The 12,710-nt window shown below is 51.9% G+C and carries 11 protein-coding genes; 4 read left to right on the top strand and 7 right to left on the bottom strand.

Annotation, left to right across the window (positions count from 1 at the left end):
- Positions 1-24: 24 nt before the first annotated feature.
- Positions 25-1,017: a DUF3187 family protein gene (locus C9I92_RS06900; RefSeq protein ID WP_047884962.1), complete on the bottom strand. Its 993-nt coding sequence runs from the start codon at positions 1,015-1,017 to the stop codon at positions 25-27.
- A 510-nt stretch (positions 1,018-1,527) separates the two neighbouring features.
- Here C9I92_RS06900 and C9I92_RS06905 point away from each other — a divergent pair.
- A complete protein-coding gene (locus C9I92_RS06905) occupies positions 1,528-2,412 on the top strand; it encodes a radical SAM protein (RefSeq protein WP_047884961.1) in 885 nt (294 codons plus the stop codon).
- Positions 2,413-2,470: 58 nt separating this feature from the next.
- On the opposite strand, the gene C9I92_RS06910 is transcribed toward C9I92_RS06905, so the two are convergent.
- The 5 genes from C9I92_RS06910 to C9I92_RS06935 all read right to left on the bottom strand — a co-directional run bounded on the left by C9I92_RS06910 (position 2,471) and on the right by C9I92_RS06935 (position 8,613).
- Complete coding sequence (locus C9I92_RS06910) at positions 2,471-3,634, bottom strand: glutathionylspermidine synthase family protein (RefSeq protein ID WP_047884960.1); 1,164 nt, start codon at positions 3,632-3,634, stop codon at positions 2,471-2,473.
- A gap of 137 nt (positions 3,635-3,771) precedes the next feature.
- A complete protein-coding gene (locus C9I92_RS06915) occupies positions 3,772-5,802 on the bottom strand; it encodes a DUF885 domain-containing protein (protein ID WP_047884959.1) in 2,031 nt (676 codons plus the stop codon).
- Positions 5,803-6,563: 761 nt separating this feature from the next.
- Entirely contained in the window at positions 6,564-7,301 is a 738-nt protein-coding gene (locus C9I92_RS06925; protein ID WP_047884957.1) for a ChrR family anti-sigma-E factor, read from the bottom strand.
- A complete protein-coding gene (locus tag C9I92_RS06930) occupies positions 7,294-7,863 on the bottom strand; it encodes a sigma-70 family RNA polymerase sigma factor (protein WP_047884956.1) in 570 nt (189 codons plus the stop codon). Before C9I92_RS06930 ends, C9I92_RS06925 begins: the two co-directional genes overlap by 8 nt.
- A gap of 108 nt (positions 7,864-7,971) precedes the next feature.
- Complete coding sequence (locus tag C9I92_RS06935; protein WP_146149670.1) at positions 7,972-8,613, bottom strand: hypothetical protein; 642 nt, start codon at positions 8,611-8,613, stop codon at positions 7,972-7,974.
- Between the two features lie 239 nt (positions 8,614-8,852).
- On the opposite strand from C9I92_RS06935, the gene C9I92_RS06940 reads away from it, so the two are divergent.
- The gene (locus C9I92_RS06940; RefSeq protein WP_047884954.1) at positions 8,853-10,199 is read left to right on the top strand and encodes a DUF4397 domain-containing protein; all 1,347 of its coding nucleotides are present in this window, start codon (positions 8,853-8,855) and stop codon (positions 10,197-10,199) included.
- Positions 10,200-10,244: 45 nt separating this feature from the next.
- Here C9I92_RS06940 and C9I92_RS25760 read toward each other — a convergent pair whose 3' ends face one another.
- Positions 10,245-10,370: a hypothetical protein gene (locus C9I92_RS25760; protein ID WP_277991790.1), complete on the bottom strand. Its 126-nt coding sequence runs from the start codon at positions 10,368-10,370 to the stop codon at positions 10,245-10,247.
- A gap of 52 nt (positions 10,371-10,422) precedes the next feature.
- Here C9I92_RS25760 and C9I92_RS06945 point away from each other — a divergent pair, with 52 nt between their 5' ends.
- Complete coding sequence (locus C9I92_RS06945; RefSeq protein ID WP_047884953.1) at positions 10,423-11,763, top strand: DUF2252 family protein; 1,341 nt, start codon at positions 10,423-10,425, stop codon at positions 11,761-11,763.
- 130 nt (positions 11,764-11,893) lie between these two features.
- The gene (locus C9I92_RS06950) at positions 11,894-12,367 is read left to right on the top strand and encodes a NanQ anomerase/TabA/YiaL family protein (RefSeq protein WP_047884952.1); all 474 of its coding nucleotides are present in this window, start codon (positions 11,894-11,896) and stop codon (positions 12,365-12,367) included.
- Positions 12,368-12,710 lie beyond the last annotated feature (343 nt).

A 12,710-nucleotide genomic window follows, 5' to 3' on the forward strand; every position in this document is an offset into this window, starting at 1 on the left:
CAGAATAAGGGCCATTTTTTGCCCTTACAGTTGATGACGATAGCCCAGAGAAAAAGCGATGTCGGTACTGTTGTCCATGTTAAACATATTTTCAACCATGGACACTTCTATCGCGCCATGCTTGGTGTGATAACGGTAGCCGAGCAAGACCTCGGTGGACGGCTCACTGAGATCTGAGGTGGCATCCGAGGCGCCTTCATAAACATGCAGTTCGGTGAGCAGGCGATGTTTGGGACTCAGGACATATTGGTAACTGACGCCGCCGGACAATGCGAACTTGTTGTATTTGATCCCGGATAAAACTTCGTCACTATGGCGATAGGTCATGCCAAGCAGGGTGTAAACCCGATGTCTGCCATTGCGGTAGCTGTAATTGGCCTGTATGCCCTGTTCAAAATTACTGACTTTAAAAGGGCCACTACCGACATAGTTGTAATACAGAGTGCCACCAACAGAGAGGCCATGGTGCGTATTTTCCAGCAGCTGATAACTGGTATAAAAACTGAAGGCGTTACTCATGGTTTCCCCTTCGAAGTCATGAATTTCGACGCCGTACTGCGGAACGGAGATGTCAAAAGAATGGTCATCGACCGTGTCCCGGCCGTTCTGGCCGAGGCCGAAAATATCATGGAATGCTTTGGTCAGGTTATCGAGATGGTTGTCGGCGGCAAAACGCCAGGTGTACCCCAGCTCCATGGCCCAGCGATCATTCAGCTGCCAGTATCCTCCGACCGATAAGGCATTCTGGTAATAGTCGGCCCGGTAATCGTCGGTTTCTGCCCACACACTGGCGATGGTCGCGGTGGCAAACAGCTCCACAGTGTCGGGCTGATAACTGAAGCCACTACGCACGAGCGGTGTCAGGCTGTTGGACTGCAGCGGCGACTGAGCGTAGGTTTTCAGTGGGCCGTAGTCGATTTCTGTGTTGGCCAGCTCGGCAGCATCAACGGGTAGCGCAGCGGCGAAGAGGCTGATTCCGGCCAGATGATAATGGCACTTTATAGTTTTAATTTTCATGGGAAAGCCGTTAATCGAATGGAAAGCGGATTAGCGAAAGCCCCTTTTATAAGGCAAAACAGCTGTGTAGGAGCTGAATCAGTCAAATTGTTGGTAAATTGTTCCGATTATCACGATTTTGTCGCTGAATGTTTGCTGAATCACGTTTGATGACAGGATCGTGATGGCGCATTGTGATGACACGAGACGACATCACGCGATACGTGTGAGGCAGTGCTGATGACGACACAAGGCGTAACTTGGTTGTCGCTTGACTGCTCATTAAGAATATTATTATCAATAAGAATAGCAGAGTGGTTTCAGACAGTTGCTTTAATTGTGCGTCGTTTTTCATTGCGGTAGGGGCGATGGTGTGTGTCCTGAGAAGTCATGATAGTCAGGAAACCGAAGCCAGGCACCACGTTCATAAAATCACATTAAGGCAACAATCATGAACCAGTGGCAGACCGAATGGCAGGGAACAGTGACAAAGAAATACCACAACACGGAACCACAACAAGGAAGAACAGCATGCTGAATTATATTGAACCGGTCTTTCGACCTCCCTCAGAATGGAAATCACTGATTTTGCAGGTGACAAACGGCTGCAGCTATAACCACTGCACCTTCTGCGATATGTATACTCAGCCGCAGAAGAAATTCCGGCCGAAAAAACCTGACGATATTGAGCGGGAGTTGCAGCTGATCGCAGCGTCAGGGGCCCGGGTAACCAGAGTGTTTCTGGCGGACGGTGATGCAATGACCCTGCCGTTTGCACGGTTGCAGCACATTTGCTCTTTGATTAATCACTACCTGCCGACCGTTCAGCGCATTGCCAGCTACTGTCTGCCCCGTAATTTGACTAACAAGACGCCAGCGCAGCTCTCTCAGTTGCGTGATCTTGGGCTAAGTCTGATGTATGTCGGCTGTGAAAGCGGTGACGATGAGGTGCTGGCTAAAATTGAGAAAGGCGAGACGTTTTCCTCGTCTCTGGCAGCGCTGGAAAAAATCAAAGCCGCAGGCATGAAAAGCTCGGTGATGATTCTCAATGGCCTTGCTGGCCCTGCGTTAAGTCGCCAGCATGCATTAGCCTCAGCACGACTGATGAACGCTGCTCAGCCGGATTATCTATCAACGCTGGTGGTGTCATTTCCATTGGGAACTGAACGTTTCGCGTGCAATTTTGACGGGCAATTTCGGCTGCTGACCCAGCCGGAATTGTTTCAGGAAATGGCTTGGCTGCTTGAACATTTGGAATTGGAAAAAACGGTGTTTCGTTCCGATCATGCATCCAACTATCTGGTACTGAAAGGCATTTTGGGACGAGACAAAGCGCGCATGTTACAGCAGGTCAGTCTGGCTCTGACCCATCCTGACTGCATGCCACTCCGTGAAGAGTGGCAGCGAGGTTTGTAACGTTGGATCAGGCGGCTGAAAGCCACATGCTGCCGATAGCCACTGGCAGCATGAATCTTTACAAAATGACGTGGGGCAGATAGCGCGACAAATCCTGCGTGACCCGTGATTGGTCTTCACGAATGGAAATCCCACCCGCTTTGTCATTGATCAGCCAACTGCCAATCAGGGTATAGCTGCCGTTAAATTTCGGCAAAGGATGATAGGCCTGATAGATCATCCCTTCGTCGCCATACGGGCCTTCTACCCGCAGGGTCTGACGGCCCTGTTCGACAATGCTGATGTTGGCACCTTCGCGGGAAAAAATCGGCTTGATGACATAATCGCCCAGCTCGCTGAGGTGGCGATCATCCGGGAAATAAGCCGGCAGCAGGTTCGGGTGCCCTTTGAATTTCTGCCACAGCAGCGGCAGCAGGGCTTTGTTGCTGATGAGGGATTTCCACATTGGCTCGAGCCAGTTCACTTTGGCCTTTGTCAGATTGGCGGCATATTCTTCTCGGAACATGAATTCCCACGGATAGAGCTTGAACATCCAGCGGATTGGTCTGTCCTGTAAATCGGTAAACTCCTGTTTGCTGTTCAGACCGATATCCTCCATGAAGACGAAAGCGGTTGATAACCCGGCCTCTTTGGCACAGTCTTCCATGTACTGCACCGTCCCGCGATCTTCCTCGGTCTCTTTGCAACAGGCAAAATGCAGCGTCTGCCCCGGCTGCTGACGGGCCAGCTCGACAAAACGGGCCATCATCAGTTCCTGCAGCAGGTTAAACTGGTCGGCGTCTCGGCGAATCGCGCCGCTGTTCACCATGTCTTCCAGCCACAACCACTGCCAGAATCCGGTTTCGTACAGCGAGGTTGGAGTATCTGCATTATTTTCATACAACTTAGCCGGGCCGTTGCCGTCGTAGGCAAAATCCAGTCGGGAGTAGAGCGACGGTTCGCGGCTTTTCCATGAATCCAACACCGGTTGCCACATGGTTTCCGGGATCTGGAATTTTTGCAGCCAGTAGTCGTCTGCGACCACGCTATCGACCACCTCCAGGCACATCTGGTGAATCTCTTCTGTCGGCTCTTCCAGATCACGCTCAATCTGTTCCAGGGTGAACTGGTAATAGGCGGACTCATCCCAGTAAGGTTCGCCGTACATGGTATGGAACCCAAAACCGAATTCTTTGGCTTGCTCGCGCCAGTACGGGCGCTCCTTACTGTTAATACGTAGCATGTGCTTCCTGCTGATGATCACAACGAAAGGCGTATTTTTACATGGAAAGCCGGACGGGCAACAGGGGGGAAATGGGGAAGTTGGATCGGGAACAAACAAGTTTCCGGCACAACCGAGCGGTTGTGCCGGGATTTGGATTACTGTTGCGCTTTGAGCCAGTTTTCAATGCTGGTTTCAACGACTTCCATTGGCTGGTCACCGTATTTCAGAAGCTGGTCGTGGAAAGTGGCCCAGTCGAACTGGTTGCCCAGCTTGGCTTGTGCTTTGGCTAGCATCTCTTTGATTACCAGATAACCTGACTTGTAAGACACAGCCTGACCGACATACGCGGCATAACGGAAGCTTTCAGACTCAATGTCACCATCGCCTAACGCGGAGTTCTGGTTCATGTAGTCTTGTGCTTGCTTGATGCTCCAGCCTTTGGCATGAATGCCGGTATCTACCGCCAGACGCATATTACGCAGCTGGGCTTCGTTCAGGCTGCCGAAGTATTGTAGGGCATTACATTCTTCGGCATCGGTGTAGACCCCGCCCTGGAACGTAGCGTAATCAAGATCGGATTTACACATCCCGGTGGCATTGACGAAGGTAGGCTTGCCGTCGCTGTTGAGCTCGCCGTAAATGCCCATCTCCAGGCCCAGCCATTCTGTGTACAGAGCCCAGCCTTCAGCATAGGCAGTGTACCAGACTCCCTGAATGTATTCCGGCTTGTCGGCAGGTGGGTATTCAGTGGCATAAGCGTTCTGGAAGTGGTGGCCCGGCGCAGCTTCGTGCAGTAGCAGGGTGGAGACATTCCATTTTTGCAGGCTGTAATCCGGATGGGTATTCAGGTTAAATTCGTTTCCGCCGTAGGACGCCACGCCGTCATATTTTTCCCGGTTGGCCGGAACCGGCACTATGGTGTAATCGGTTTTGATCGGCTTGAAGTATTTTGCCACTACATCGTTAGCGTCGGTTTTGAAAATATTGTAATCCACCAGTGCCGCTTCACAGGCTGTCAGGCTGGAGGCCGCCGCACACAGCGCGGCATACGGGGTATTCGCGATAGTGCGGCCATCACGGCCGTAGAAGAATTGTTCGCTGTTGAGGTAATCGAAGAACTCATTCAGGTTTATGTTGCCTTCGGCATCGGCCAGGACAAATGTCCGCTCTTCAACAGTGCTGTCGTTTCGCCATTTGGCTTTGATGCTGGTGCCACGCTTGTCGATCACCAGTTGTGCTACCCGCTCCATTTCAGCTTTTGCATCGGCGACCAAATCTTCGCCCAGCTGGTGAAGTTCGGTGGCGGGTTTACCGGTGGTACTGTTTCTGTCCAGCTGCCACTGGTACCAGGCTTGGCCGTTCGGCAACGCACCCCAGCCTATGTTGGTGTCAGTCACTTTCCCTTCACCCCGAGCGCCGGTCAGGTAGTCACTTTGCAGAAAATCAACCAGACGGGTGGTTGCCAGCTCGGCATCGTCCACGACTTTTGTGTATTCGGCGAGGGTTTCGTCACTGTATTGATCGGCATGCGCCAACATGTCATTCAGCCCGCGTTTGAGCAGGCCGTAATTATCCGTGCCTACGGCTAACGCATCTTTGGTACTGTCTATCAGACGTTGGGTCAGGATTGTTGGCAGGCGGGCTTCGTCGACAATCGCCAGAGAGTATTGAGAATAGAGGTTATCGATCCAGGCGGTGTACTCTCGGATGACCTGAATATGTTTCTGGTAGTCTTCCGGGGTGTCTTGTGTGCTGCCTGCGTGGCTCGCATTCCAGTCTATGTAGTTATAAAAGTGGGTGATCGGAATGGCGAAATTACCGAAGCGGGTATTCGGATATGCTGCGCCACGAATCGCAATGTTACGGTCGAACAGAAATGTGTCGTAATAGATTTTGTCTTCGTCAGACAGTGCACTGCGCTCAATCTGCATGAGTTTATCCAGATACTGGCGATCGACCGCCAGCCTGGAGCCGGCCATCTGGTCATTGACCTGCCCAAACGTGGTGCTGTCGAGCGTGGCCATGGCGGACTGGTATTGGCTCATAACCGTCCGTAGCTGCTCTGATGGTTTTTCGGTTTGTTTGGGTTGCTCAACGATGGTGGTGTCGTCATTACAACCGGCCAGTACGGTCAGGGCGAGGAGGGCGATAGCCAGAGGGCTCTTGCGGGGCTTACTGCTGTTCATGTTAATTCCTTCTGCATGAGTATTCCGTCTTCAGACGCGCTAAGGGTAAGGGTTTGATATCTAATGAAATGTGAAAACGGTCACAAGGCGTACAGGGAAAATAACTATGCAACATCAGCATAATGGTGTGTAAGCAAAAATATGCATTCGATCTCATTGGGTGGTTGGTTTTTTGAACAATCATGCCGTTGTGGTGGTGAGATATTCATCAACACAGTGCCCGGGGTGCAAAAGTTTGTGTCGAAATTGGGCTGAAGATCGATTTTTGCTCAATAATGTGAAGTGAAAACTGATAATTATGCGCGCAGCAGGCAAGAAAGGAAAAGGTCTCTTCAATGGTCGTTGGTTAGTGTTGGAGCACAAAGAGACCTCATGTACCAAACGGATCCGGCCCGTATGTGGTACGAATTTCCCGAAGGAATGCGGTATTAGGGTAATGATAAGACCTAGAGTAGGGAACCTAATTGACGATAAGATGAACAGAATGTTTTTTTACCGGGGCAAGCGCTTCAGAGGAATCGATCCTCATGAATCGAACGCCATAAACGGAAATGCAGAATGTCCGACCGTCAGTAACAAAAACGCCCCGTTTCAGTTGGGGCGTTTTTTGTTATGGCAAGCTATAGGGAGGAATTGTCGAGGGAGGATAGACAGTGGAGGCTCTCCCGATTACCTCTGCCATCTGTATAATCTGTAAATCTCAATTTATTCATCTCTTCTTTATGACTGCTCTTTGACGACAGCTTGCTTGGTGAATTTACTTACAAGCGGAAAAATAACTGACTGAACGGGTTCAGCAGTGTCGCCAGACCAGAGGTGAAATGCAGCGGGGCATCGAGCAAAGTCAGGCACAGGCAGTCTTGCCCGCTTCGGGTTTTCGGGACGTGCTGGTTGGCAGAAGTCTGAATGATAAAATCGCCCGGCCGATATGTGCCCTGGTCATCATAAAATTCACCCGCCAGCACCAGCGTGATTTCCTGCCCCTGATGGGTATGTTCCGGTAAGGCACTGTCAGAATCCATGTAGATGAAATTCATTTTCTGAGGGCCACCGACATCAACGGCAGCCCGCTTGAGTTTACCCGGCAGGCGTGACCACGGGCCAATGCGATCGCGGTGTCGCTGCAGTGCTCTTGGCAATGGGTAGGTTTTATCACCCAGGATTAAGGCCGTCGGCATCCCCGCTGAGACCGAGTCATCGCCAGATTCGATCTCAGGCTCTACATCAGGTTCGGACGTGGTCATGATGGCGTGCATCATCGTCATCAGATCCGGAGAAAGGGGGGCTATCGTGTTTTGTGTTCCCGTGTGTTCCACTTCCGGTGTCTCTGATGCCAGCACAGCGGCGGCCTGTGAGTCTTCGATAGAACAGGCAAGCTGCCGGCAGTGCGGGCAGTATTCCAAATGGGTGCTAATCATGATGCTCGATGCCGGGTCTAAATCACCGGAGGCAAATCGCTGCAAAGTCTCGCTAAGCGGATGGAAGCGAATATTACTCATCCAGAGCCTCCTTCATTTTTTGCAATGCTAAACGTAATCGGCTTTTGACCGTTCCTAGCGGAATCCCAATTGCATCGGCCACATCCTGATGCGATGCGCCTTGTAAGCAGATCATGCGCACGATTTCGGCCTGGGCAGGGGGAAGGGCGTTGATCAGGGATTCCAGCTCGCGACTGACGATGGCCCGAAATTCTTCAGGCAACTGATCCGGCTCCGGCTCTTCGTGCAGCACAGGCCATAAATCATCGCCCTGAACCCAATCCTGCTGGTGTTTGGTTTTACGCAGCAGATCGAATTTAACGTTACGGGCAACAGAATAGATCCAGGTCAGTGCTGCGCCTTTGGATTCATCATACAGATGCGCCTTCAGCCAGACTTTAAGCATGGTTTCCTGCACCACTTCCATTGCCAACGACTCATCCCTTAGTTGCTTGCGGGTAAAACTCAGCAACTTGGGGGCGACGTAAGTAAATAGCGTCTCGTAACTTTTTCGGCAACGGGATTCAGCAATTTGCGCGAGCAAGCCAGCCACATCCACAGCGGGTAATGTGTCGTTATTCATAAACTCCTTGTTTGTCTCGGAGTGTACTACCTCAGACTGTTCTACAGGTATGGGTCTCATCATTACTCTATCTGCAAGCATGGGGGCCGTGTTCCAATAACGCAACCACTAATGGTAACGATCACTCTGTCTGATAACTTTTTTCAGGTAGCGCAGACAGTTCCGCGCCGAGGGTTGCTTGAGCAGGCGCTGTTTGGTCTTCAGCGAGAGCGGCAGTAATTCCAGCCAGCGCAGGCATACCCAGTTGGCACAGAGGGGCGTCTGGTTGGTCACCCATTCCGGCCAGACCAGGCCAAATTCAGCCTGCCACTGGTGCAGCCGGGTGATCAAAACATCATCTGCCGCAAGCGACACCGACGAGGGAGACCACCCGCCGTACAGCTGGCCGGTAAGCCGGGTTGGCTGAGCGGGAGCGTCGGAAGAGCGCATAATCCTGCCAAATGAGAGTGTAGCGATGTGCACCTGAATCTGCTGCTGGCTGAGCCAGTCCACGGACTCAATCACCGCCAGCGTCATGACATCACCATCGGCCATGGCGGGGTAACCGCGACTGTCCTGCATCACCAACCAAATGCCCCCGGCTTGTTGTCCGGCGCGGATAGTTTGGGTAAACAGCCAGCCACTGCCTGTCAGGCAGTGACGGGTCATCGGCATCCAATGATCGGTGGATGTCAGGAAAGGCAGCTGCTTTGTTATGCACTTGGGTGTGTTTGACGCGGAATACACAGGACAGGCCTCCTTTTTCTTCATTCCATTACTTTTCTGACGACTTTTTTTGATACCGCTTCGTTACCGGTGCTGCTTAACCGGGTCTTATCTCCATTACGCACCGCAGGCCAAAGTGGATGAGTGCGCCTGAGAATCTCTTTTTGATAAGGCCATCATATGTGCATCGGGGTGATCCTGTTGCAGACACACCTACGTATATTCGCGAGGTAACTGTTCGTAGGCAGTACACAAACAGGCTGTACACAACGAGGAATATTCTTATGAATATGAAATCTGTAGTGAGCGTTCTTGGACTGAGTGTGTTTTTAACGGGCTGTCCTCTGGAAGACGACGATGTTTCACAAATTCGGATTACCCATGCAAGCAGTGACGCCCCGCCGGTGGCAGTGCTGCTGAACGGCGAGACGGTCGGCGGGCTGGAAAATGTTGATTATCAAACCGGCAGCCAGCTGCTGAATGTGGAGTCAGGTACCTACAATGTCGGGGTTGAGGCATTGCTGCCCGGAGATGAACGGCTCTCAGTCATCAGTGCCAATCTCGATTTTTCGCCGGATATGCAGTACGACATTGTCGCGGTGAATCAGGCTGAAAGCATTGAACCTGTGGTTCTTAGCCGACCGGATATCTTGCCCTCTGGCAATGAAATCCGGGTTGATGTGCTTCATGCCCATCCTGATGTGCCAGCGGTCGACATTTATCTGAATACTGAAGAGGATATTTCGGCGGTTGAACCGGCGGTGGCCGGACTGGCATTCAAGGAAGATCATCCAGAACTGCCGGTGATATTACCGGCTGCAACCTATCGTTTACGCCTGACTCTGGCTGGCAGCAAAACGGTAGCTTATGCCAGCGGGCCGGTTGAGTTGAACGGCGGCAGCGACTTGTTGATCACGGCGGTGCCTAATGTCAGTGGTGGCGCGGTTTCTCCGGTGAACCTGCTGGTGGCTGATGGCGAGCAAATCACGGTGCTGCGTAATCTCGGTGAACAGGTGGAAGTGCGGGTTGTACATGCCGTTGCGGATGCCCCGAATGTGGATGTTCTGGCCAGTGGCAGTGTGGTGGATGGGCTGTCCGACATTACTTTTCGTGAGTTCCGTTCTGTTCGGCTTGCCCCCGAACATTATGACCTGAGTGTCGCGGCAGCGTTCGATAACTCTGTTGTTGTCATTGACGCGCCGGATACCTCATTTGCAGCCGGAACCAGCACCAGTATCTACGCTGTGGGTAAGCTGAACAGTGTCACTGACAGCACCATCGAACCCTTGATCATTCCAGAAGATCTGCGCCCGGTGGCGGCATATGCCAAGGTTCGGGTCGTACATGCCAGCTCGACAGCCGCCGGGTTGGGACGCGTTGATATCCATGCGTCGGTCGATGGGGTATTTGATGCTTCTACTGTAGTGCTGGAAGGTGTTGATTTCAAACAGACCGCTGTCCTGAATGTGCCTGCTGGCACTTATCAACTGGCGGTGATACTTCAAAGTGATCCGTCTTACACCCCTGCCGTAACGGCCAGTGCCGAGGTGGAGAATGGCGGTGTGTACTCGGTCGTTGCGACGGACGACTTTGCCGGTGGATTGCTGCTCAACGTGGATAATACGTTGTAAGCATTCGACAGGAAATGGAATAAACAAGCTGGCCAACGGGAAATCCTAATAATCAAAATCCTGTTGGCAACGGCCACGCTCATCTGCTGTAACCGGGCCCTGCTCAATCCGCGGGGCCTGTTCTTTTTCTTCGTCGTGTGTTTCTGTCTGGCTTTCCAATCTTTTCTCCATTGTTGATACTTGAAGGGATCGGAATCTGACTCAAAAAGGAGCTTTGTTGTCTATGAGTACTGACAGACAAACTGTGCTGAAACGCCAGTTGCAATTGATCGACGGTCAATCGAGTGACCCGTCGAACCCGTCCCTGCACAAGCATCGCAAGATGGCGCTGAGCCCGTTTCAGTTTTTTAGAGGTTCAGCACAGCTGTTTTATGCCGACCTGGCATCCGGTGTGTTGACACTGCCCAGTTTGCTGGCTGCAAAACCCGGCATGACCACCATCATGGGCGACTGCCATCTGGCCAATTTTGGCTTTCTGACAGAAGAAGGGTCGCAGGGTGATCAGGTGATTTTTTCCCCGAATGATTTTGATGACGCCTGTATGGGCTACGCGGTGTGGGATATCGCCCGCTTTCTGACCAGCGTGGCGCTGGTGGCAGACCTTGGCCGAGGTATCCTCGACGGGCGTTATATCAGTGACGGCACAGACTCAGCGTCAGGCAGTGATTACCATGCACCAGATAACGACGCGGTCGTTGCCGCGTGCCGGGGCTTTTTGCACGCATACAGCGACACTTTACAGAAAGTGATTGTTGACAGCGATATGCGGTACAAGGTGCTCAAGAAATTTCCTGACGAGCACACGCTCTATAAAACCTGGCGCAAGGCCTGTAAACGGGCTGCAGGCGGGAAAGACTTCCTGACTAAAAGCCAACTGGCCAAATCAACCCGGTTTGAGGATGGGGTACTGCGGTTTGTTGATGAGCCGGAAAAATATCAGGTGCTGGCTGAAAACGAAGTCAAGGAAGTCGCTGCGGTGTTTCGGCCTTATCTGGATGATGACATTCTCGACTGTGTTGCCCGCCTTGGTGCCGGCACCGGTTCGAACAATATGGAACGGTATTACCTGTTGGTGGGGCCAGAGGATTTGCACAGCCTTGATGAGCTGGCAATGTGTCACATTGTGGAGATCAAGCAGCAGCGTCAGGCCGCGCCGATTTTTGCGTTTCCGGATATCAGCCCGGTCAACAAGCTTAACCCGGCGCATCTTACCGCCGACTGTCAGCGGAATATGCAGCGTCGTCCGGACTTACTGCTGGATGAGGTCGTCTGGCGGGGCAAACATTGGCTGGTGCGCTCCCGTCATCATGCCCGTGCGGCACTTAAACCGGATCAGTTGGTGGTGACGCGCAAAGATCCGGCAATCCGACTCAGTGAGTATGCGCAGAGCTGTGGTGAGGCGTTGGCGCTGGCCCATTCCCGCGGTGATCGGCGCTCCTCGCGGTTTGAGCTGTTTATGGTGGAGTCACTGGCTAATTATATCGATGAGATGATTGAGGTTTGTCTGAACTACAGTGAGCAGGTTATTGCTGATCATGCTCTGCATGTCGCGATGTTGGATTAATTTTGCTCTGTATGTGGCCTCCGAATATTGTTCTTGATGTATTTTTTGAAACGATGTTTCGATAATTCTTTTTCATCGCGCTGCCGAGCGGTAGAATAGTCGCCAGCGAAAATCATGAAAGGATACTGTTATGTTTGTCGGTAGCACATCGCATCTTACATTTACACATTGCTTGTCACCCAAGCTGACGGCAGTGATTGCGGAGGTTCTCCAGCGAATCGCCTCGCCTCTGGAAGACGGTCGTTACGATCTTCAGGGAGACAGCGCGTTCTTTTTGGTGATGAGTGATCATACGCAGCTATTGGCGCACCGTAAGTCAGAATGTCATCGCCGTTATCTTGATGTTCAGTTGCTGCTTGAAGGCACTGAAACCTTCGGTTACGGCATATTGCCGTTTGCGGGTCTGGATGAAGATTATCTGGATGAGAAAGACCTTGCCTTCAGCGAACAGCTTCAGGGGGAGGAGCGATTTGTCACTATCCGTGCCGGAGAGTTTATTGTCTTTTATCCGGGGGAGCCTCATCGTCCGCTCGTTGCAGCCTATGATGATCCGGCACCGGTTCGTAAAGTGGTGATTAAAGTAGACAAAGCACTGTTTGAGTAACCTTGTCAATCAAGCTTGATCAGCCCTTTACTGGCTGTACTTTTAGCTGACTGTCTCTGTTATTTACTCGATTTTGCTATTTACTCGATTTTGTTACCGACTAGATTTTGTTGAACAGGAGTCTTTGCCACCCGTTTGCCTTGAAATGGAGGGAGGCGGGGATGAGACCTTGGCAGGGCGAGTCTTGTCTGTCGATTTCACGCACTGTTGAGGGCTGAGACCAATAGCAAGTGCAAGGGTGAAAACAAGGGATCTCCAGATCTGACAGGGTCTCTTAGCAAACCCTCGAATAAAAAAGAGGCGCATGCAGCGCCTCTTTTTTCGTCATTTGAAGCCAGCTTTG

It is taken from the genome of Photobacterium ganghwense (assembly GCF_003025595.1).
Lineage (GTDB): Bacteria > Pseudomonadota > Gammaproteobacteria > Enterobacterales > Vibrionaceae > Photobacterium > Photobacterium ganghwense.